The sequence below is a fragment of the Pseudomonas sp. NPDC087614 genome (genome assembly GCF_044743485.1).
In the GTDB taxonomy this organism is placed as follows: domain Bacteria; phylum Pseudomonadota; class Gammaproteobacteria; order Pseudomonadales; family Pseudomonadaceae; genus Aquipseudomonas; species Aquipseudomonas baetica_A.
In genome coordinates this window covers 57465-77679 of the sequence record NZ_JBIUWN010000010.1, presented here as the reverse complement: position 1 = coordinate 77679, position 20215 = coordinate 57465, and the positions used below count along the sequence as shown (strand labels likewise).

19 protein-coding genes are annotated in these 20215 nt (G+C 59.8%); 7 read left to right on the top strand and 12 right to left on the bottom strand.

Annotated elements, in window-relative coordinates:
• The first annotated feature begins 12 nt into the window (after window positions 1-12).
• The 5 genes from ACIOWA_RS06380 to ACIOWA_RS06360 are packed head-to-tail and all read left to right on the top strand — an operon-like array spanning window position 13 to window position 4622.
• Window positions 13-1041, top strand: coding sequence for a DUF5924 family protein (locus ACIOWA_RS06380; RefSeq protein ID WP_401158827.1), 1029 nt, complete (start codon window positions 13-15; stop codon window positions 1039-1041).
• A 54-nt stretch (window positions 1042-1095) separates the two neighbouring features.
• Window positions 1096-2244 carry an ABC transporter permease gene (locus tag ACIOWA_RS06375; protein ID WP_339465405.1) on the top strand — a complete coding sequence of 383 codons (1149 nt, stop codon included), beginning with the start codon at window positions 1096-1098 and terminating at the stop codon, window positions 2242-2244.
• Complete coding sequence (locus tag ACIOWA_RS06370) at window positions 2241-3044, top strand: ABC transporter ATP-binding protein (protein WP_401158824.1); 804 nt, start codon at window positions 2241-2243, stop codon at window positions 3042-3044. The genes ACIOWA_RS06375 and ACIOWA_RS06370 overlap by 4 nt, the downstream gene beginning before the upstream one ends.
• Window position 3045: 1 nt before the next feature.
• Window positions 3046-3984, top strand: a complete 939-nt coding sequence (locus ACIOWA_RS06365) for an MlaD family protein (protein WP_339432353.1) — start codon at window positions 3046-3048, stop codon at window positions 3982-3984.
• Complete coding sequence (locus ACIOWA_RS06360) at window positions 3981-4622, top strand: ABC-type transport auxiliary lipoprotein family protein (protein WP_401158822.1); 642 nt, start codon at window positions 3981-3983, stop codon at window positions 4620-4622. The genes ACIOWA_RS06365 and ACIOWA_RS06360 overlap by 4 nt, the downstream gene beginning before the upstream one ends.
• A 109-nt stretch (window positions 4623-4731) precedes the next feature.
• On the opposite strand, the gene ACIOWA_RS06355 is transcribed toward ACIOWA_RS06360, so the two are convergent.
• The 5 genes from ACIOWA_RS06355 to ACIOWA_RS06335 form a co-directional block, all read right to left on the bottom strand.
• Complete coding sequence (locus ACIOWA_RS06355; protein WP_221732258.1) at window positions 4732-5961, bottom strand: nucleoside recognition domain-containing protein; 1230 nt, start codon at window positions 5959-5961, stop codon at window positions 4732-4734.
• A 184-nt stretch (window positions 5962-6145) separates the two neighbouring features.
• Entirely contained in the window at window positions 6146-7477 is a 1332-nt protein-coding gene (gene gltP, locus ACIOWA_RS06350; RefSeq protein WP_339432356.1) for a glutamate/aspartate:proton symporter GltP, read from the bottom strand.
• A 708-nt stretch (window positions 7478-8185) separates the two neighbouring features.
• Window positions 8186-8656, bottom strand: a complete 471-nt coding sequence (locus ACIOWA_RS06345) for an inhibitor of vertebrate lysozyme family protein (protein ID WP_339465411.1) — start codon at window positions 8654-8656, stop codon at window positions 8186-8188.
• 2 nt (window positions 8657-8658) lie between these two features.
• Entirely contained in the window at window positions 8659-8823 is a 165-nt protein-coding gene (locus ACIOWA_RS06340; protein WP_003177151.1) for a DUF1328 domain-containing protein, read from the bottom strand.
• A 73-nt stretch (window positions 8824-8896) separates the two neighbouring features.
• The gene (locus ACIOWA_RS06335; RefSeq protein WP_339432358.1) at window positions 8897-9181 is read right to left on the bottom strand and encodes a hypothetical protein; all 285 of its coding nucleotides are present in this window, start codon (window positions 9179-9181) and stop codon (window positions 8897-8899) included.
• Between the two features lie 427 nt (window positions 9182-9608).
• Here ACIOWA_RS06335 and algB point away from each other — a divergent pair, with 427 nt between their 5' ends.
• Window positions 9609-10955, top strand: a complete 1347-nt coding sequence (gene algB, locus ACIOWA_RS06330; RefSeq protein ID WP_401158819.1) for a sigma-54-dependent response regulator transcription factor AlgB — start codon at window positions 9609-9611, stop codon at window positions 10953-10955.
• 10 nt (window positions 10956-10965) lie between these two features.
• Window positions 10966-12756, top strand: a complete 1791-nt coding sequence (locus ACIOWA_RS06325; protein WP_339432360.1) for a KinB sensor domain-containing domain — start codon at window positions 10966-10968, stop codon at window positions 12754-12756.
• Here the strand turns inward: ACIOWA_RS06325 and ACIOWA_RS06320 are convergent.
• The 7 genes from ACIOWA_RS06320 to ACIOWA_RS06290 all read right to left on the bottom strand — a co-directional run bounded on the left by ACIOWA_RS06320 (window position 12753) and on the right by ACIOWA_RS06290 (window position 20071).
• Complete coding sequence (locus ACIOWA_RS06320) at window positions 12753-14366, bottom strand: EAL domain-containing protein (RefSeq protein ID WP_339432424.1); 1614 nt, start codon at window positions 14364-14366, stop codon at window positions 12753-12755. The two genes, ACIOWA_RS06325 and ACIOWA_RS06320, sit on opposite strands and share 4 nt — an antisense overlap.
• 76 nt (window positions 14367-14442) lie before the next feature.
• The gene (locus ACIOWA_RS06315) at window positions 14443-15225 is read right to left on the bottom strand and encodes an N-acetylmuramoyl-L-alanine amidase (RefSeq protein WP_339494978.1); all 783 of its coding nucleotides are present in this window, start codon (window positions 15223-15225) and stop codon (window positions 14443-14445) included.
• A gap of 101 nt (window positions 15226-15326) precedes the next feature.
• On the bottom strand, window positions 15327-17396 hold the full coding sequence (locus tag ACIOWA_RS06310; protein WP_401158815.1) for a diguanylate cyclase: 2070 nt from the start codon (window positions 17394-17396) through the stop codon (window positions 15327-15329).
• Window positions 17393-18271: an endonuclease/exonuclease/phosphatase family protein gene (locus tag ACIOWA_RS06305; RefSeq protein ID WP_339432363.1), complete on the bottom strand. Its 879-nt coding sequence runs from the start codon at window positions 18269-18271 to the stop codon at window positions 17393-17395. The genes ACIOWA_RS06310 and ACIOWA_RS06305 overlap by 4 nt, the downstream gene beginning before the upstream one ends.
• A 14-nt stretch (window positions 18272-18285) precedes the next feature.
• Window positions 18286-18927 carry a thiol:disulfide interchange protein DsbA/DsbL gene (locus ACIOWA_RS06300; protein ID WP_401158811.1) on the bottom strand — a complete coding sequence of 214 codons (642 nt, stop codon included), beginning with the start codon at window positions 18925-18927 and terminating at the stop codon, window positions 18286-18288.
• Window positions 18928-19127: 200 nt separating this feature from the next.
• Window positions 19128-19733, bottom strand: a complete 606-nt coding sequence (locus tag ACIOWA_RS06295; RefSeq protein WP_339432365.1) for a c-type cytochrome — start codon at window positions 19731-19733, stop codon at window positions 19128-19130.
• Between the two features lie 32 nt (window positions 19734-19765).
• Complete coding sequence (locus tag ACIOWA_RS06290; protein WP_221732268.1) at window positions 19766-20071, bottom strand: cytochrome c5 family protein; 306 nt, start codon at window positions 20069-20071, stop codon at window positions 19766-19768.
• Window positions 20072-20215 lie beyond the last annotated feature (144 nt).

Sequence of the window (20215 nt, the reverse complement as noted above, 5' to 3'; positions counted from 1 at the left end):
CGAACCGCCCTCATGCCAAAACTGACCCTTCTGATCCAGCGCATTCTCGAACTGATGAAGCGCTATCCCGGGGTCATTGCGTTGGGTGGTTTCATCTCCGGGGTCGGCAGTTTCATTCTGGTCGACCGCCAGCAAGGGCTGGCGAGCTGGATCACCATCATCATGCTGCTGAGCTGGATCTGGCTGATGCTGGAAAACACCCTCACCGGCCTTTTTACGCGGATTTTCAAACGGGAAATCCCCCAGCCGCTGCTGCGTTACGCCACGCAGATGATTCACCAGGAAAGCCTGTTTTTCGTTCTGCCATTCTTCTTCATCACCACGACGTGGAACAGCAGCCAATTGATCTTCACCGGGCTGCTGAGCATCGCCGCGCTGATCTCCGTCATCGATCCGCTCTACTACAAATGGCTGGCGCCCCGGCGCTGGGCGTTTCTGGCGCTACACACCCTGACCCTGTTCGCGGCCCTCCTGACCGCACTGCCGGTGATCATGCACCTGACCACCTCGCGGAGCTTCAAATGGGCGCTGGGCATTGCCGTGCTGCTGTCGTTCCCGAGCCTGGCGTCGATCTTCCCGATCCGCACCGTGCGCAATGCGCTGGCGATCCTGTGCATCACCGTGGGTATCGGCGGTGTGGGTTGGGCGCTGCGCTCGTGGGTGCCGCCGGCAACGCTGTGGATGACTGACGTGGCGATCAGCACGCAGTTGCAGGATCGCACCCCCGGCGCGAGCCTCAAGCAAGTCAGCGCCGAGCAGATCCGTGGCGGTGGCCTCTACGCCTATACCGCGATCAACGCGCCACGCGGGCTCGATGAGCGGATTTATCACGTCTGGCAGTTCAACGGCAAAGAGGTCGACCGCATTGCTCTCGACATCCATGGCGGGCGTAAAGAAGGCTACCGGGCGTGGACGCACAAGCAGAATTTCCCCGGCAACCCGGCGGGCAAGTGGCAGGTACGGGTGCTGACCGAGGACGGCCAGGTGATCGGCGTGCTGCGCTTTGAAGTCACCGACAGCACAGCGATCAAAGAAAAGTAGTCGGGTTCGTGCTATTACGTATGCCAGCCTCATCAGCCGAAAAGCACGGAGTTTATGACCAGCAGCTCGACGACGGGCAGTGCCCAACTCGACACATCGACCACCCCTGCTCGCCTGCGAGTCAGCGGGGACTGGACGCTTGCCCATTACGCTGACCTCAAGCAACTGAGCGAAAAGCTCCACGGCCAATACGACGCCCATACGTCCATCGACCTGAATGACCTGGGCGCCCTCGATACCGCTGGCGCATCCTTGCTGGTCGAACTGCTCGGTTCCGAACGCCTGGGCAAATCCGCTGAACATCCCGACTGTACGATTTCCCCGGCTGACCGCGCGCTGCTGCAGACGGTGTATCGCTCGCTGACCGATTTCTGCGTGCCGATCAAGGAGCCGGAAGTCAGCGTCAGCGTGCAACTGCTGACGCGCATCGGTCGCGCGGTGGAAACGGTCTGGCAGGACACCCTGCAAGTGCTGGGCTTCATCGGTCTGATTCTGGAAACCATCGCTCGCAGCGTGTTCCGCCCCAAGCGTTGGCGCATTACGCCAATCGTCGCGCACATCGAACAGACCGGCCTCGACGCTGCGCCGATCGTGGCGTTGCTGACCTTTCTGGTGGGCGCCGTGGTGGCTTTTCTTGGCGCGACGGTGCTGGCCAGTTTTGGGGCCAGTGTGTTCACCGTCGATCTGGTGGCGTTTTCATTTCTGCGTGAATTCGGCGTCTTGCTCACCGCGATTCTGATGGCCGGGCGCACCGCCAGCGCCTTCACCGCGCAAATCGGTTCGATGAAGGCCAACGAAGAGATCGATGCAATCCGCACACTTGGCCTTGACCCGATGGAACTGCTGGTGGTCCCACGGGTACTGGCGCTGCTGATCGCGCTGCCGATGCTGACGTTTCTGGCGATGCTCTGCGGGATCGTCGGCGGTGGCGTGGTCTGCGCGTTGTCGCTGGGAATTTCACCGGCGATGTTCCTCTCGCTGCTGCAATCGGACATCGGTGTTCAGCACTTTCTGGTGGGGTTGGTGAAAGCACCGGTCTTCGCCTTCCTGATCGCCGCGATTGGCTGTCTCGAAGGCTTCAAGGTCAGCGGCAGCGCCGAATCGGTCGGCGCCCACACCACGTCCGCCGTTGTGCAATCGATTTTTGTGGTGATCGTCCTCGATGCGGTGGCCGCGCTGTTCTTCATGGAGATGGGCTGGTGAGTCGTCCACCCCGCGCGCCCTCGGAGGCGGTGATCGAAGTCCGTGGCCTGTGCAACCGCTTTGGCAAGCAGAGCGTGCACGAAGGCCTCGACATGGATTTGTACAAAGGCGAAATCCTCGCCATGGTCGGCGGCTCTGGCAGCGGCAAATCGGTACTGCTGCGCAGTATCATCGGCCTGCGCCGCCCCAGCGAAGGCCGGGTGAACGTATTCGGCCAGAACCTGCCGAGCCTGTCCGGACATGAGCGCTCGCTGATCGAACGACGCTTCGGCGTGCTGTTTCAAAAAGGCGCACTGTTCTCCTCGTTGACGGTGACCGAGAACGTCGCTTTGCCCCTGATCGAGCATGCAGGGTTAAGCCGCAACGACGCCGAGCATCTGGCGGCGGTGAAACTGGCGCTGGCCGGGCTGCCGTTGTCGGCGGCGGACAAATACCCCGCGTCGCTGTCCGGCGGCATGATCAAGCGCGCGGCATTGGCCCGTGCATTGGCGCTGGATCCGGACATCCTGTTTCTCGACGAGCCCACCGCCGGTCTCGATCCGATCGGTGCGGCGGCGTTCGATCAACTGATCCTGACCCTGCGCGATGCGTTGGGCCTGAGTGTGTTTCTGGTCACCCACGACCTCGACACGCTCTACACCATCACCGACCGCGTGGCAGTGCTGGCGCAGAAGAAGGTGCTGGTCGCCGGTCCGATTGACGTCGTATCGGAAACCGATGACGCGTGGATTCACGAATATTTCCACGGCCCGCGCGGCCGCTCGGCGCTGGACGCCGCCAAACTGCTCAACGAGGTCTGATATGGAAACCCGAGCCCATCATGTGTTGATCGGCCTGTTCGCAGTGATTGTCGTGGCGGGCGCCCTGCTGTTCGGCCTGTGGCTGGCCAAGTCCAGTATCGATAGCGAGTTCAAGGATTACGAAGTCGTGTTCAATGAGGCGGTCAGCGGCCTGTCCAAGGGCAGCGCGGTGCAATACAGCGGGATCAAGGTCGGTGACGTGGTCAGCCTGCGTCTTGACCCCAAGGATCCCCGCCGGGTGTTGGCGCGGATTCGTCTGGGCGGTGACACTCCGATCAAGGAAGACACCCTGGCCAAACTGGCCCTGACCGGGATTACCGGGACCTCGATCATCCAGCTCAGCGGCGGCACGCCAAACAGTCCGAGCCTACGGGGCCATGACGGCAAATTACCGATCATTGTCGCGTCGCCCTCGCCCATCTCGCGGTTGCTCAATGACAGCAACGACTTGATGAGCGGCGTCACCGCACTGCTGCAAAACGCCAACCAGATGTTCTCCGCCGAAAACGTCGAGCGCGTGAGCAAAACCCTCGCCCACCTGGAACAGACCACCGGCTCGATCAACGATCAGCGTGGCGACCTGCGCCAAGCCATGCAGCAACTGGCGACGGTCGGCAAACAGGCCGGCAGCATGCTCGAACAGACTTCGCTGCTGATGCGCAACGCCAACGGTTTGCTCAACGACCAGGGCAAGCAGGCGCTGGGCAGTGCCGAGCAGGCGATGAAGTCGCTGGAGCAAAGCAGCGCCACGATCAACGGCCTGCTGAGCAAGAACCAGAATGCCCTCGACAACGGCCTGCAGGGTCTCAATGGTCTGGCGCCGGCCATCCGTGAATTGCGAGAGACGCTGACCTCGCTGCGCGCCATCTCGCAACGTCTTGAGGCCAACCCCAGCGGTTACCTGCTGGGCAGTGACAAGAACAAGGAGTTCACGCCATGAAGCTGACTCGACTCGCCCTCTTCGCCGCTGGTTTTGCCTTGATCGGCACGCTGATCGCGTCGTGCTCGATCCTGCCCCAGTCGCAGCCATCGAACGTTTATCGTCTGCCAGCCGCGCAGGTGCCTGCGCCGGCCGGTTCAGCGGCCACTCAGCACTGGTCGCTGCGGCTCAACAAATGGCAGGCCAGTGAAGCGCTGAACCGGCCGAACATCGCCGTGATTCCACAGGGCAACATGATCAGCAGCTACAAGGCGTCACGCTGGAGCGACCCCGCACCGGTGCTGTTGCGCAATCGGCTGCTCGAAGGCTTTACGCGTGATGGCCGGGTGACGTTGCTGAGCACCGATGACAGCTACTTCCAGGCGGATCTGGAACTGGGGGGGAATTTGCAGGCGTTTCAGACTGAATATCAGGGCGATAAGGCCAGCGTTGTCGTGCGGGTCGATGCGTTGCTGGTGCGTGGCTATGACCAGCGCATTCTGGCCAGCCGCCGGTTTGAAGAGCGCCAGCCCCTGAGTGATGTGCAGGTGCCGGCGGTGGTCGCCGGGTTTGGTCTGGCCAGTGATCGCCTGACCGCGAAGGTTGTGGCGTGGGCGGTCGAGCAAGGCCAGCAGTTCGCGCCCTCACCCAGACTTTAACCTTATCCATAACCCCTGTAGGCGCGGGCTCGCTCGCGAAGGCGGTTTGTCAGGCAATGCATACGTCGCCTGACACGCCCTCTTCGCGCACCCACAGGGGGATTTGTGGCTAACCGAAGAACCAGTAGCAGACGCCAATGGCGCCGAGTACGCCGGCCAGTTCGGCCAACAGCGCGCAACCTACCGCATGCCGCGCCCGCTGAATCCCCACCGCGCCGAAATACACCGCCAGCACATAGAACGTCGTCTCGGTACTGCCCTGAAGCGTCGCCGCCACCAGCGCCGGGAAGCTGTCGACACCGGAAGTCTGCATGGTTTCGATCAGCATCGCCCGCGCCGCGCTGCCGGAGAATGGCTTGACCATCGCCGTGGGCAGCGCATCGACAAAGCGTGTGTCCCCTCCGGCCCATTCGACCAGATGACGGATCCCGTCGAGGCCAAAATCCAGCGCTCCGGACGCACGGAGCACGCCGACGGCGCAGAGCATGGCCACCAGATACGGCAGCAGGTTCTTCGCTACATCGAAGCCTTCCTTCGCGCCTTCAACGAATGCTTCGTAGACCTTCACCTTACGTAGAGCACCCATCACCAGAAACAGCATGATCAGACCAAACAGCGTGAGATTGCCGAGGATCGACGACAATCCCGCCAAAGCGGTGGCCGACATTGTCCCCAGCAATGCCATGAAGGCGCCGAGCATCAACGCGCCGGGAATCAGATAGGCCAGCACCACCGGATCCCAGATCCGCAAACGCTGCATGAACGCCACCGACAGAAAGCCGACAATCGTCGAGCAACTGGTCGCCAGCAAAATCGGCAGGAACACCAGCGTCGGGTCAGGCGCGCCTTGCTGGGCGCGGTACATGAAGATCGTCACCGGCAGCAGGGTCAGAGAGGAGGCGTTGAGCACCAGGAACAGGATCTGCGCGTTGCTGGCGACGGTGGCGCTGGGGTTGAGTTCCTGCAGCGCCTTCATGGCTTTCAGGCCGATGGGCGTGGCGGCGTTGTCCAGGCCCAAGCCATTGGCGGCGAAGTTCAGGGTGATCAGGCCAAGGGCGGGGTGACCGGGCGGGACTTCCGGCATCAGTCGCAGGAACAGCGGGCCCAATACCTTGGCCAGCCATTCAACAATGCCGGCCTTCTCGGCGATGCGCAGAAAACCCAGCCACAGGGTGAGGGTGCCGAACAGCAGCACCATGACTTCGACCGACAGCTTGGCCATGGCAAAAATGCTTTCCACCATCGCCGCGAAAATCCCGGCATTACCGCCAATCAGCCACTGCGCCAGCGCCGACACGGCTGCCACGACGAAGAAGCCAAGCCACAGGCCATTAAGCATCAGTCAAATCCCTCGGAAGATGCGGCGAATAATAGCGGGGTGGCCAGAAACGACAAACCCCGGATTTTGTCCGGGGTTTGTCTGTGCATCACTGGCGGGGGCAATGAATGCTTGGCTCTGACTAAAATCCCCTGTGTGAGCAAGCCCACTGCCACAAGCAGCCAATCCCCACAGGGTTCAGCAATCAGTTCTTGGAGATCTCGCCCGCCGGCAGTTTTTCCTTGCTGCGCCAGTGCGGCAGGGAGTTCCAGTAGCGCTCGCCCTTGGCATCGTCGTACATGCCTTCCCAGCGCGAGATGACCAACACCGCCAGGGCGTTGCCGATCACGTTCAGTGCGGTACGGGCCATGTCCATGATGCGGTCGACACCGGCGATAAACGCCAAGCCTTCCAGCGGAATACCCACGCTGCCCAGCGTCGCCAGCAGCACCACGAAGGACACGCCCGGTACGCCGGCGATGCCTTTGGAGGTGACCATCAGGGTCAGGACCAGCAGCAGTTGCTGGCTGATCGACAGATCGATGCCGTACAACTGGGCAATGAAGATCGCCGCGATGGACTGGTACAGGGTCGAACCGTCGAGGTTGAACGAGTAACCGGTCGGCACCACGAAGCTGCAGATGGCTTTCGGCGCGCCGTAGGCTTCCATTTTCTCGATCACGCGTGGCAGCACGGTTTCCGAGGAGGCGGTGGAGTAGGCCAGCACCAGCTCATCCTTGAAGATGCGCATCAGCTTGAGCACCGAGAAGCCGAACAGCCTGGCGATCAGGCCCAGTACCACGAAGGCAAAGAAGGCGATGGCGACGTAAACCAGGATCACCAGTTTGGCCAGCGGCAGCAGGGAGGCGAAGCCGAAGTTGGCGACGGTCACCGCGATCAGTGCGAATACGCCGATCGGCGCGTAGTTCATGATCATGTGGGTGACTTTGAACATGCTTTCCGACACGCCCTGGAACATCTTCACCAGTGGTTCACGCAGGTCCGACTGCAGGCTCGACAGACCGAGACCGAACAACACGGAGAAGAAGATGATCGGCAGCATTTCGCCGCGGGCCATGGCCGCGAAGATATTCGACGGGATCAGGTTGAGGATGGTCTCGATGAACGCATGTTCATGTTGTACTTCGGCGGCGGTCGCCTGGTACTTCGAGATGTCGACCGTGCCCAGGGTACTCATGTCGATGCCGGTGCCCGGATGGAACACGTTGGCCAGCAGCAGGCCGACGACGATGGCGATGGTGGTGACGATTTCGAAGTAGACGATTGTCTTCAGGCCGATACGCCCAAGCTTCTTGGCGTCGCCCACGCCGGCGATGCCGACGATCAGGGAGGAGATGACGATCGGGATCACGATCATCTTGATCAGACGGATAAAGATATCGCCTGCCGGTTGCAGGACGTTACTGATCCACCAGGCCTTTTCGGCACTGAAGTGGTTGAGCAACGCACCAATTGCAATACCCAGAACCAGACCGATGAGGATCTGCCAGGCGAGGCTGATTTTTGCCTTCTTCATTATCTTTACCCTTACTTGCGTTTGACTCAGGCACATGCAGGAACTGGAACGCTCTTTAGCGGAAAAGTCTATGCATCTGCCTCCGTATAAGGTGCCCCGAAGCGCGTATTTACGGCTCTTCGGCAGGCGAAAAAAGGCGCAACTATTCCGATGCAAGGTTGCGCCGTCTAATGCCGTAAACGCCTACCCTATGCTGAATCGGCATGAGATTTTTTAATTGAAACTCGCGTCCCAATCGGTTCGATTACGCCATTTAAGCCAGCAAAAGTGCCGTGAACCGGCCATTTCGGCGTAAGGTGGGTTGTTTTTTGAGCGAGTAATTTCGACGTAAAATTTCGGAAAAGGCCTACGTTACAAGACCAATAGTCCTACTGTTTAAACGGTATCTTTCTCGATATACGGTCGCCCGGAAACACCGCGTAATGTTTTCGCGCGCAGTGTGAGCGATGGACAAGATGAGCTGGGCGCTCTGGATCAACGTTTTGATGGTTTGAAAGCTCAGCGCAAGTCCGTCAAGCCCAAGAGGGGTGGCGAACTTGCGGCGCAGCTTTTTTCCCCTGACCCGGCCCTCTCGCAGGCACTCCTTGTACCCGTAGGTCACTGCGACCCTGTAACAGTCAGAGCGTCCCGGCCCCTTGGTCATGCGCCGGCCCTCCTCGGGCAGGTGCAATAAAGAGCAGCGGGGGGTGCTGCCCTTATGTTCGAAACCTAATACCAGTTCGGATCTTTCTTCAGGGTTTCCATCAGCAGATCCTGCATGCCCTCGTCGGGATTGCCGAGGAAGCGGTAGGTGGCATGTCGCGTTGGCGACTTGTCGGCCGGCAGTCCTTCGGGCACATCGACGAGCATGGCGTAAGCGTCTTTCTTGTCGAAACTGAACGCGACGATCAAGCGGTGGTTCAGGCATTTGTCTGCGGATTCGCAGAGAGGCCCGACCAGATACTTGTCGCCATCTTCCGTCACGGCAGTCATCTGTTGGTCAGGCGTGCCAGAGAGGTTCATCACCCACTCCGGCAGGCGCTCTTCCTTCTTCACCACGCCTTCCCAGGTTTCCCTGTATTGCGCATCGGAGCTCAACAACTCGTTGGCCCTTGTCTGGCCATCATTGGCCGCCATCGCCATGGCACTACCGCCCAGAAGCAGGGCGGCTGCCAGTGTCTTAAACGCAAGCGCACTCATCGTTAACCTCGGCCGCGACGGCCAAAGAAGAAGGAAGCAATGAACATCACCAGGAACACGACAAAGAGGATCTTGGCGATACCCGTGGCGGTGCCCGCGATACCACCGAAGCCCAATACGGCGGCGATGATGGCAATGATCAAGAACGTAATTGCCCAACTCAACATGGTGATTCTCCTTACTTCTCTATTTAGGGATGTTGCGTGTTCCGGCGCGTTGCGCCCGAATCTGTTTAATCCGTCAGAAAACCCAACGTTCTTCGCGTGGCAACTCATTGAGTGGCTGCGCTTGATCGACGTCCATCATGCGCATCGAGGCGCTCTCGGCCTGGCTGCTGCTGACGGCGCTGAAGTGCTTCTGCGTGCTGTGCTGGATCGAGATCAGCGGCTCAGGCTTCTGGCTGTTTTCCCAGCGCAGGTATTGCTGGCACACGATCAACGTGATCAACAGCGCAAGTACGCCAAACAGGCCTTGCTGGAGATGCAGTGGCGAGATACGCACTTGGGCGGCACGTTGGCGAGTCATCCTGGGTTCCTCACTCTTGTTCGGTTGGGGCAGTTCTGATCTGCCCGGGATGAGTGAGGTATTGCAGCCTGCATGCCAGTTTTTTGAATGAAAAAAATACAATAAAATCAATAACTTAAATGTAGTCTGAAAATAATTGGAGACGCATCCTGCACGATGGGTCATCTGTGGTCGTGCGGATTGCACGATTATTTCGTAGGAGTTTTCATTCTTATTGAATTGAGAGCAGGTCGTGGATGTCAGAAAAGGACGCAGGGAACGCCCTGCAAATCGGTGATTGTTTAAAAATTCAACAAAATCAGTGGATTAGCCGTAAAGGCATGAGAGAGCTACCCTCCTATGGCTGGCATCGTTCAGAATCAACCATGCAACTTGCCCGATTTTTTCGGGACTAACTCAAGACCAATCACTATGGAGCGTAGGAAAAATGGAATCTGCCACTGAGCATCAAGGCCGCATTCTGCTGGTGGACGATGAGTCCGCCATCCTGCGCACCTTCCGTTATTGCCTCGAAGACGAAGGCTATACAGTGGCCACCGCCAACAGCGCGGCTCAGGCCGATGCATTGCTGCAGCGCCAGGTGTTCGACCTGTGTTTCCTTGATTTGCGTCTGGGCGAGGACAATGGCCTCGACGTGCTGGCGCAAATGCGCGTTCAGGCACCTTGGATGCGTGTGGTCATCGTCACCGCGCATTCCGCTGTCGATACCGCCGTTGATGCGATTCAGGCCGGTGCCGCCGATTATCTGGTGAAACCGTGCAGCCCTGACCAGTTGCGTCTGGCCACTGCCAAGCAACTGGAAGTGCGCCAACTCTCGGCACGTCTGGAAGCGCTCGAGGGCGAGATTCGCAAACCCAAGGATGGTCTCGATTCCCACAGCCCGGCGATGAAAGTCGTGCTGGAGACCGCCCGTCAGGTGGCGGGCACCGACGCCAACATTCTCATTCTGGGTGAGTCCGGCACCGGTAAGGGTGAACTGGCCCGGGCGATCCATGGCTGGAGCAAGCGCGAGAAGAAATCCTGCGTGACCATCAACTGCCCGTCGCTGACGGCGGAATTGATGGAAAGCGAGCTGTTCGGTCACAGCCGTGGAGCCTTTACCGGGGCCAGCGAAAGTACCTTGGGTCGCGTGAACCAAGCCGACGGCGGTACGTTGTTTCTCGACGAGATCGGCGATTTTCCCCTGACATTGCAACCCAAGTTGCTGCGTTTCATTCAGGACAAAGAATACGAACGGGTAGGGGATCCGGTGACCCGACGCGCCGATGTGCGGATTTTGGCGGCGACCAACCTCAATCTTGAAGACATGGTGCGCGATGGCCGCTTCCGTGAAGACCTGTTGTATCGCCTCAACGTCATTACTCTGCATCTGCCGCCACTGCGCGAGCGTGCCGAAGACATCCTGACCCTGGCCGACCGTTTCCTTGCACGCTTCGTCAAAGAGTATGCGCGCCCCGCGCGGGGGTTCAGCGAGGAGGCCCGTGAGGCGCTGCTCGGCTATCGCTGGCCGGGCAACATCCGTGAACTGCGCAACGTGGTCGAGCGGGCGAGCATCATCTGCCCGCAGGAGCGTGTTGAAATCACTCACTTGGGTATGGCCGAACAACCCGCGAACAATGCGCCAAGGGTCGGCGCGGCGCTGAGCCTGGACGAGTTGGAAAAAGCCCACATTGGCGCGGTGCTGGCCACTGCCGGCACGCTGGATCAAGCGGCGAAAACCCTGGGCATCGACGCCTCTACCCTGTATCGCAAGCGCAAGCAGTACAACCTGTGAGTGCGCGACGATGAAACCGGCGGTGAAGTTGCGCACGCGTCTGTTCCTCAGTATTTCCGCGTTGATTACTGTGGCCTTGCTCGGGCTGCTGCTCGGGCTGGTCAGCGTGATGCAAATGGCCAGGACTCAGGAAGCGACGATTAGCAGCAACTTCTTGACCCTGGATCTGGGACTCAAACTGCGCCAGACCCTCGGCGACCAGTTGGTGCTTATGCTTGCGGAGAAGCCCGACCCTGCGGCGTTCGAGGCGTCCAGGCAGCGTTACCTGCAATTACTGGATGAAGGTATTGCGCAGGAAGTAGGAGGGGAGGCCAGAGAGTACGGCTTCAAACAGGCCAAGTCGGACTATCTGAGTTTTCTCAAGGCATTCGATCTGTCCCGCGACCCGACCAACGTGCTCAGTAACAATCGTGATCTGAGAGAGCGCTTCAACACGTTGCGCAACGGATTGATCACCGAGCACAAGCACGCGCTGGATAACGTCAACGCGGTGCAGCACGAGGCCCGTGACCGGGCACTTTTGATCGCTGGCCTGCTCGGGCTGGTGGGGCTGGCGGTGTTGATCATCGGTTTCGTGACTGCGCACGCAATTGCCCGGCGCATTGGTGCGCCCATCGAGGCATTGGCCAAAGCGGCTGACAACATAGGTCAGGGCAATTTTGAAGTGACCCTGCCGACATCGACAGCGATGGAAGTGAATCTGCTGTCCCGTCGTTTTGGCCTGATGGCGCAAGCGCTGCGCGAGCATCAGGCCACCAACGTCGACGAACTGTTGGCCGGCCAGCAACGGTTGCAGGCCGTACTCGACTGCATCGATGACGGATTGCTGATGATTGATCGTGACGGGCATCTAGAGCACCTCAATCCGGTCGCCCAGCGTCAATTGGGCTGGGACGATGACCGTCTGGGCCAAGGCTTGGCCAGCGCTCTTGAGCGGCCGGAACTGGATGCACAACTGCAACTGGTGTTGCGTGGTGGCACCCTGGAGCGAGCGCCGGAGGATTTGAGCATCGAGGTCGACGGCGAATCCCGCTTGCTGACGTATAGCCTGACGCCGGTCAGCCACACCCAGGGCCATATCCTCGGCGCAGTGATGGTGTTGCACGACGTCACCGAGCAACGGGCCTTCGAACGGGTGCGCAGCGAGTTTGTGCTGCGTGCCTCCCATGAGTTGCGCACCCCGGTCACCGGTATGCACATGGCGTTTGGTCTGTTCCGTGAGCGGGCGAAGTTTCCAGCAGAGTCTCGCGAAGCCGACCTGCTCGACACCGTCAACGAAGAAATGCAGCGCCTGATGCAGTTGATCAATGACTTGCTGAACTTCTCGCGTTACCAGAACGGTTTGCAGAAGCTGACGCTGGCGCCCTGTTCCATTGAGGATTTGCTGAGGCAGGCGCAGTTGCGGTTTGCCGAAACGGCAGCGGAAAAAGGCGTCTCATTGGAGGTGGAGGTGCAAGGGGTATTGCCGCATCTGCAGGCCGATCAGGCGCAACTGGATCGGGTGCTCGACAATCTGATCGACAATGCCCTGCGTCACACTGCTCGCGATGGCCAGATTCGCTTGCAGGCGCGCCGTCATGGCGAGCGTGTGATTATCAGCGTTGAAGACAATGGCGAAGGCATTGCCTACGGTCAACAGGGGCGGATCTTCGAACCGTTCGTGCAGGTCGGGCGCAAGAAGGGCGGCGCCGGGCTCGGATTGGCGCTGTGCAAGGAAATCGTTCAGTTGCATGGCGGGCGGATGGGGGTTTATTCGCGGCCGGGGCAGGGCACGCAGTTCTATATGGCGCTGGCGGTTTAGGCCTCGTCATCCATTCGGCGTCCCGCAAGGCGTCGTCCTCGGGTGATCAGTTCAATGAACTGCACCGCGCTCAGCGCATGGGCGAACAGCCAGCCCTGACCGAACTTCACGCCTTCGCTGCTGAGCAGTTCGGCTTGTGACTCAAGCTCGATCCCTTCGGCAATCACCTTCAAGTCCAGTGCCTGGGCCATGTGAATGATGTGCGGCGCAACACCACTGCTGGCAGCGTCATGGCCGAGTGCATCGATGAAGGCCTTGTCGATCTTCAGGCAGTCCACCGGCAGGGTTTGCAGGTACGCGAGGCTGCAATACCCGGTGCCGAAATCATCGATCAACACTTGATGGCCAACATTGCGCAACGCTTGCAGGTTTTCCCGTGCCACCACCACATCGATCAAACCGCGTTCGGTGACTTCGAAGGCAATCTGCCGCGCAGCGACCCGGTGCAGCGTCAACAGCCGCGCCATGACCTGACCGATGCGCGGCACCATCACGTCGCAGGCCGCGAGATTCACTGAGATGTACAACTGCGGGTTGGCGCGCAACACCGGCCCCAGTTGTTCGAGCAAGCGCTGGAGGACGAAGTCGGTCATCTGGCGGATCTGCCCGGTATTTTCCGCCATGGGGATAAACAGATCAGGGCTGGTTAACGTGCCGTCAGGGCGCCGCCAGCGCAGCAGGGCTTCGGCGCCAACGCAGTTGCGGCTGTCGAGGTCGAAGATCGGTTGATACAGCACCTGCAACTCGCCCCGGCGGATGGCCCCGTGCAGTTCGGCGTCCAGCGACTGGCGCTGGCGTACCAGTAAAAACACAAAAAAACCCAAGAACGCACCCAGTAGCGCACAGGCTGGAATCATCCACCACCAGATGGCAGGGATGTGCAAGGCGCTCCTCGGCGTGATCAGCACCAGTTGGTATTGCGGATTGTCAGTGGGCATCCGGTAGATCAACCGGTTCTGGGTGATTTGCAAAACATCGCGGCTTTTTTTCGGCCAGGTTTCTGCGGGGGGCCAGGCCTGAGCCGTCCCCAGAACCGGGATCGCTCGGGTGCCATGATCCAGCACCACGAGCAAGCTGCTGCCGGGCGACAGGTCAACCATGTCCGTCAAATGTCCGCGCGAGGTCGCCACACGAAAATTGCCACGCCCGAGCATCAGCGCGGCACGGTTTTCATCGGGTTCGGTGGTGGTGTTCAGCCAATAGCTGTAGGTCGGGCCTTTGATGTCGGGAGGGCGCGCGACCGACAGGCCTTCCTGCCGTGGACGGTTGGAGCAGGTGCGCGTGGCGTCTTTGTAAGCGGCCTCGTAGACGAAGCGGTAGTTGAAGGTGACTTGCTGCAGCGTGGCGATCATTTCGTCATCGCAACGGCGCAACGGTTGGGCTTCCAGATCGTCGAGACTTTCGCGCAACTGGCCGAACAGTTGCTCGAGGCGTGCGAGAAACCGTTCGCCCTGAGCGTTCATTTCCTGGCTTTCACTTTGCTCGACATAGCGCGTGGCGATGAACATTGTGCCAGCGATCAACAGGCAGGTGCTGAGGACAGCCGCGATCATCGCCAAAAACCAAGGGCGATAAAACCAGCTACGCAGGGTCTCTCGGGTAGCAACCATCATGGAATATCCGAAGAGTTACCAATGAGTTATAGCTGCTGATTGCGGATTTGCCCTGACCGTCGGGCGGGCGTCATTATTTTGTCTGGTTGAGTACCAGCAACAGTGCTGCCGTTTGCGCGTCCGGCGTGCCGTCGAAACGCGCGGGGCGGAAATGCATCTGGAACGCAGCGATTACATGACGCGTCGCAACGTCCAGTTCGCCGGTCTGCGGAGTGTCGTAACCCAAATGGGCCAGTTGCTCCTGGAACCAGCTGATGCTCGGCAGTTCGCGGCTGTTGAACAGTGCCTGCTGACGGGCCACGGCTTGTTCATTGGGCCACACGCCAAGGCCTTGTTCGGCGAGTCGCTTCCAGGGGAACAACGGCCCCGGATCGAGCTTGCGCAAGGGCGCAATGTCGCTGTGACCGATGATGTGGCGTGGGCTGATGCCATTACGCTTGCTGATGTCCTTGAGCAGAACGATCAAGGCTTGAATCTGCGCTTCGCTGTAGGGATACCACAGGCGTCCGGTCGGGGTGTCCTTGAAACCCGGATTGACGATTTCGATACCGATGGAGCTTGAGTTGAGCCAGGTGCGGCCCTGCCATTGGCTTTCGCCGGCGTGCCAGGCGCGCTGACGTTCATCCATCAATTTGTAGACCGTCGCGTTTTTATCATCACCAATCAGGTAATGGCTGCTGACTTCGCCGTGGGTCAGCAATTGCAGCGAGCGCTCAAGCGAAGCGGAGGTGTAATGCACGACTACGAACTGGATGCGGCTGTCGTGATTGGCTGAAGGATGGCTGGTGTCGTAACGCGGGCCGCTGGCACAACCGGCAAGAACGAGCAGTGACGCGAGGAGGGCAAGGAATTTCATGGCAGAGGGCAATACACGCAAGTCAGTAATGCAACAGTGTAACGTACTGACTTGCGTCTAGATGATCAGCGGGTGGATTTAAACAAAATGGAACAATTTGCTCAGCCCAGTTCGATCCGGTTGCGCCCGGCATTTTTCGCGCGATAAAGCGCCTGATCGGCTCTTTTGATGACGAGATCGCTGTGTTCTCCCGCCCTGAACGTGGCGAGTCCCATCGAAAGGGTGATCGTGACCCGTTCGCCTTTGAAGTGGAACGGACACGCCTCGACGGCTGCCCGCAGGGTTTCCAGCAATTTTGCGCCGACCGCTGGCGGGGTGGCCGGTAGCAGCAGAACGAACTCTTCGCCGCCGAAACGAGCGATGAAGTCAGAGCCGCGCAGACGCTTGCGCAGCACGGTGGCGATGATCTTCAGCACCTTGTCGCCGGCCAGGTGGCCATAGTTGTCGTTGATCCGTTTGAAGTGATCAAGGTCGAGCATCGCCAGGCTCAAGGTGTTGCCGTGTTGCTGCCATTGCTTGATTTCATGTTCGAGGCGTTCGCTCCACGCGGCGCGGTTGGGCAGGCCGGTGAGCGGGTCGATCAAGGCCTTTTGGCGTTGTTCTTCAAGGTGCTCGCGAAAGCCCTGAGCCTCTTGTTCCATATGGGCCACACGTTCGGACAGACCTTTGAGTCGCGCCGCCACTTCCTGCTCGCGGGCATCGCGCTGCTTCTGGTGCTGATCCATGGTGCCGAGCAAACCTTCTAGATGGTTTTCCAGCACTTGCTTGAGGTCATCCAGATCAGCCGCTTCCTGCACGCTGGTCTGCAAGCCGTCGACTTGCTCACGGATCTGCGTGTCCATGGCCCGCGCCGCCGAGCTGTTGTCGGCATGGCCATCGCTGGCGGCTTGCAGGTTGCTCTGGAATGCTTCGAGGCGTTCGTTGAGTTGCTGCAGATACACTTCGAATTCGTGCTGGCCACTGTCGGTGATGGCCAGCATCAACGTCGCGAGATCGTCGAGGATCGGGATCAATTCGTACCAGTTCAGGCCGTGCTTGAGCCGGTCGCGCATGGCTTCGGCTTGCGGGCGGTGACGTTCGGGCAGGGTCAGGTCGTCGAGCAGGCCGATCAGCGTGTCTTCGATGTGCTTGGCCACCGAGCTGTAGGACGGCTCGGGGGAGTCAGGTAGTGCGAACAGGATATCGTCCTCGGATTGCTCCGGGTCGATGGCTGCCAAGGCCTGAGCGATTGGCTCGGGCAAGGGCAGGCTGTCGAGGATCATCGGCGTTGGATCACCGGGGTGGATCAACTCGTCGGGGTTCAGGTTTGCGGGGATGACCGGGGGCGGAGCTGGCGCGGCAATGACTTCAGGCTCAGGCTCGATTATTTCTGCTTCGGTCGGGGCGCTGACCACTTCAACGGCGACCTTGGGCGGCACAAAGGCGAGTACTTGCGGTTCGGCCTGAATCGGAGTCGTTGGCGCGGGTGTTTCGATCGCTACGGCTGGCGCTGCTTGCTCAAGCACAGGAGCAGCAGGGAGTGGTTCGCTGATGTCGGTGGGAGCGACCGCTATGGGCTCGGACTCGGGCGCCGCGGCGGCGAGCGACGGCTCTTTGGGTGTTTCCTGCGCAGGCGCTTCTGGGGCTGACGCTGGCGTCTCCTCAGTGTCACGACTGCCAAACAAGCGTTGGAACAATCCCGGGCGCCCCGGTTCTGCCTGCGTCTCCAACTGGCTCAAGGCTTTGCCTTGCAAACCGCTCAGCTCACTCAGCAGCAGCGGCATTTCGCGGGCCTGACCCACCCGGCCGTCCAATTGTTTGGCGAATTTTTTCAGCGGTTGAGCGACGTCCCTTGGCAACGGCAAGGATTGCAACTGAGCGACCAGCGCGGTCAGCGCGGTGCTGACCTGTTCAATCCGGGTTTCGCGACGCTGCTCGGAATCGAGCACGGCTTTTTCCAGGCGTGGCAACAGGGCGGCGAGGCCGGCATCCATGTCGTCGGTGCGCACCACGTCGCGCATCTCTTTCATGCATTGATCAACGACGCGGTCGGTGCCTTCGGCCGCCAGCGTGCTGCGCACCAGCCCACGACGCAGCAAGTCGAGCCGGGCGGCCCAGCGGCGCTCCAGTTTGTCCTGTTGTTCGATGCTTTTGAGGTACTTCTCTTTCCAGCGCTGGGCGTCGTCGCTCATTCAGGGGTTCCGCGAGGGGCAGGACTCAGCGCGGGGAATGCATCGGCCGTGAGCGAACCCGGCAAACGAATCTCCACCGCGACCGGCAGGTGATCGGAAATCGGTTGGGCCAGCACTTCGACCTTTTCCAGGGTCAGGGTCGGGCTGAGCAAAATATGATCAAGGCAGCGCTGAGGTCGCCAACTGGGGAATGTCGCTTCCACCTGCGGGGCCAGCAAGCCGAGATCGCGTAACGGCGAGTGTTGCAGCAAATCGCTGGCATGGGTGTTCATGTCGCCCATCAACACCTGGTGCTTGTAACCACCGATCAGCTCGCGAATGTAGGCCAGTTGCAGGCTGCGCACGCGCGCGCCGAGGGCCAGGTGCATCATCACCACCACCAGCGCTTCCGGCCCTTCGCCGAAGCGCAGCAGGATCGCGCCGCGACCTTTCGGGCCGGGCAGCGGGTGATCTTCAATCGCCCATGGGCGCAGACGACTGAGCACGCCATTGCTGTGCTGAGCCAGTCGGCCGAGGTTGCGATTGAGTTGTTGATACCAGTAAGGGAAGGCGCCGAGGTGGGCCAGATGTTCGACCTGATTGACGTAGCCTGAGCGCAGGCTGCCGCCATCGGCTTCCTGCAGGGCGACCAGATCGAAATCGCCGAGCAGGTCGCCGATCTTTTGCAGATTGCCTGAGCGCCCGGTGTGCGGCAGAAAATGCTGCCAGCTTCGGGTCAGGTAATGGCGATAACGCTCGGTGCTGATGCCAACCTGAATGTTGAAACTGAGCAAGCGCAGACGCTGGTCTGCTGGCAGACCCGTAGACGCCAGGTGATGCTCGTTGACCTGCGGATCATGCAGGCCAACGATGCGTTCGGTTTTCCAGCGGCGCATGACGGTTGCCGCGCTTAGTTGGCAGCAGCCTTGTTAGCCGCTCGCTCTTTGGCGACCAGTTGATCAGCCAGTTGCAGAGCCTGCTCGGCACCACCGGCGGAGCCGATGTCGAAGCGGTACTTACCGTTGACGATCATGGTTGGAACACCGGAGATTTCATACTTCTTGGCCAGTTCTTTGGCTTTGGCGATCTGACCTTTGATGGCGAACGAGTCGAAGGTTGCCAGGAACTTGTCTTTGTCCACGCCCTGGGTGGCGAGGAAGTCAGCCATGTCGTTCTTGTCGGTCAGCTTCTTGTGTTCTTTCTGGATGGCGTTGAATACCGCGGCGTGAACCTTGTGTTCGACGCCCATGGCTTCCAGGGTCAGGAACATCTGACCGTGAGCGTCCCATGGGCCGCCGAACATGGCAGGAATGCGCACGAAATTCACATCTTTAGGCAGCTTTTCAACCCATGGGTTGATCACGGGCTCAAAGGCATAGCAATGCGGGCAGCCATACCAGAACAGCTCGACCACTTCGATCTTGCCAGGCTCTGCCACTGGCACCGGATTAGCCAGTTCAACATAAGGTGCGGCAGGGGCTTCAGCGGCCTGGGCGGTCACGCCGAACAGGCTGGCAGCGACGAGGGCGGCGCTGATGATCAGATTACGCATGCTTTACTCCTGGACAATTTGGGTCGCCTCGCGCGACCTGTTTTCTGACAGGTCCTGGCGGGCATGAGTTCTGTAGTGTAACGGCAGCGGCCACAAAAAAGGGCGGCCAAAGCCACCCTTTTTATACTTGCTGGGAAGGATTAATCGAGCGTTAACGTTGCAGGCGATGTGCATCACCCGCAACGCTCGAATCAAGGCGATCAGTGCAGGCCTTGAATGTAGCTGGAGACTGCCTCGATGTCCTTGTTGCTGAGCTTGGCAGCGATGCTGCGCATGATCATGGTGTCGCCATCGTTGGTGCGATCACCCTCACGGAAATCGGTCAACTGCTTGGCGATGTACTGAGCGTGTTGGCCACCCAGATGCGGGAAGCCGGCAGCTGCGTTGCCAGCGCCATTGGGCGAGTGGCAGCCAATGCACGATGGCATGCCTTGATCGAGCTTGCCGCCACGGAACAGCGCTTCACCGCGCGCGACGAGCTTGGGATCCGCTGCACCGACGCTGCCTTTCTGGCTGGCGAAGTAGGCGGCGAGGTCGGCCAGATCCTGATCGCTCAGGTTGGTCAACAGGCCGGTCATTTCCAGAACCGTACGCTTGCCCGACTTGATGTCGTGCAGTTGCTTGGTCAGGTAGCGTTCACCTTGACCCGCCAGTTTCGGAAAGTTTGGCGCCATGCTGTTCCCGTCCGGGCCATGGCAGGCGCCGCAAACGGCGGCTTTTGCCTGGCCGGCGGCGGCATCACCGGCAGCATGGGCAAAGCCTGAGATTCCCACGGTCAACAGCAGACTCACGATCAATTTGTTCATCAGCTAATCCAACTACGGCTAAGGGTTAAGAGTTATGGGCCGGGCTTACTCTCGCTCATCCAAAGGATGATGGCCTGGTAATCCTCGGCACTGCAGTCCATGCACAAACCACGCGGCGGCATCGCCTTGAAACCCTGGGTCACGTGTTGCACCAGCGTCTCCATACCTTTCGCCAACCTCGGCGTCCAAGCCTCCTGATCGCCTCTTTTGGGCGCCATGGGGAGTTGGCCGGAATGACAGGCACCACAAACACGGTTGTACACGGCTTCCGGTTCCTGTGTAGCCTGTGCGCTGTAAAGCGGTATCAGGACTCCGGCAGCCAGCAGCCATTTCGTCATAAAACGACCTTTTCAGGGTTGAGAGCGTTCTGCGTTCTAATGCGCAATCAAGGTCTGTCGCTCTCCTGAGCTTCATCCTACGCTGGGACAAAGCACACACAAAATCTGCGGCATTATATACTGGCGTCACTGAAACGGAAGCGA

What these genes read in the sequence shown, in the direction of transcription:
- ACIOWA_RS06380 (WP_401158827.1), top strand. Translation starts at nt 13, where the DNA reads ATGCCAAAACTGACCCTTCTGATCCAGCGCATTCTCGAACTGATGAAG.
- ACIOWA_RS06375 (WP_339465405.1), top strand. Translation starts at nt 1,096, where the DNA reads ATGACCAGCAGCTCGACGACGGGCAGTGCCCAACTCGACACATCGACC.
- ACIOWA_RS06365 (WP_339432353.1), top strand. Translation starts at nt 3,046, where the DNA reads ATGGAAACCCGAGCCCATCATGTGTTGATCGGCCTGTTCGCAGTGATT.
- ACIOWA_RS06360 (WP_401158822.1), top strand. Translation starts at nt 3,981, where the DNA reads ATGAAGCTGACTCGACTCGCCCTCTTCGCCGCTGGTTTTGCCTTGATC.
- ACIOWA_RS06355 (WP_221732258.1), bottom strand. Translation starts at nt 5,961, where the DNA reads ATGCTTAATGGCCTGTGGCTTGGCTTCTTCGTCGTGGCAGCCGTGTCG.
- gltP (WP_339432356.1), bottom strand. Translation starts at nt 7,477, where the DNA reads ATGAAGAAGGCAAAAATCAGCCTCGCCTGGCAGATCCTCATCGGTCTG.
- ACIOWA_RS06345 (WP_339465411.1), bottom strand. Translation starts at nt 8,656, where the DNA reads ATGAGTGCGCTTGCGTTTAAGACACTGGCAGCCGCCCTGCTTCTGGGC.
- ACIOWA_RS06340 (WP_003177151.1), bottom strand. Translation starts at nt 8,823, where the DNA reads ATGTTGAGTTGGGCAATTACGTTCTTGATCATTGCCATCATCGCCGCC.
- ACIOWA_RS06335 (WP_339432358.1), bottom strand. Translation starts at nt 9,181, where the DNA reads ATGACTCGCCAACGTGCCGCCCAAGTGCGTATCTCGCCACTGCATCTC.
- algB (WP_401158819.1), top strand. Translation starts at nt 9,609, where the DNA reads ATGGAATCTGCCACTGAGCATCAAGGCCGCATTCTGCTGGTGGACGAT.
- ACIOWA_RS06325 (WP_339432360.1), top strand. Translation starts at nt 10,966, where the DNA reads ATGAAACCGGCGGTGAAGTTGCGCACGCGTCTGTTCCTCAGTATTTCC.
- ACIOWA_RS06320 (WP_339432424.1), bottom strand. Translation starts at nt 14,366, where the DNA reads ATGGTTGCTACCCGAGAGACCCTGCGTAGCTGGTTTTATCGCCCTTGG.
- ACIOWA_RS06315 (WP_339494978.1), bottom strand. Translation starts at nt 15,225, where the DNA reads ATGAAATTCCTTGCCCTCCTCGCGTCACTGCTCGTTCTTGCCGGTTGT.
- ACIOWA_RS06310 (WP_401158815.1), bottom strand. Translation starts at nt 17,396, where the DNA reads ATGAGCGACGACGCCCAGCGCTGGAAAGAGAAGTACCTCAAAAGCATC.
- ACIOWA_RS06305 (WP_339432363.1), bottom strand. Translation starts at nt 18,271, where the DNA reads ATGCGCCGCTGGAAAACCGAACGCATCGTTGGCCTGCATGATCCGCAG.
- ACIOWA_RS06300 (WP_401158811.1), bottom strand. Translation starts at nt 18,927, where the DNA reads ATGCGTAATCTGATCATCAGCGCCGCCCTCGTCGCTGCCAGCCTGTTC.
- ACIOWA_RS06295 (WP_339432365.1), bottom strand. Translation starts at nt 19,733, where the DNA reads ATGAACAAATTGATCGTGAGTCTGCTGTTGACCGTGGGAATCTCAGGC.
- ACIOWA_RS06290 (WP_221732268.1), bottom strand. Translation starts at nt 20,071, where the DNA reads ATGACGAAATGGCTGCTGGCTGCCGGAGTCCTGATACCGCTTTACAGC.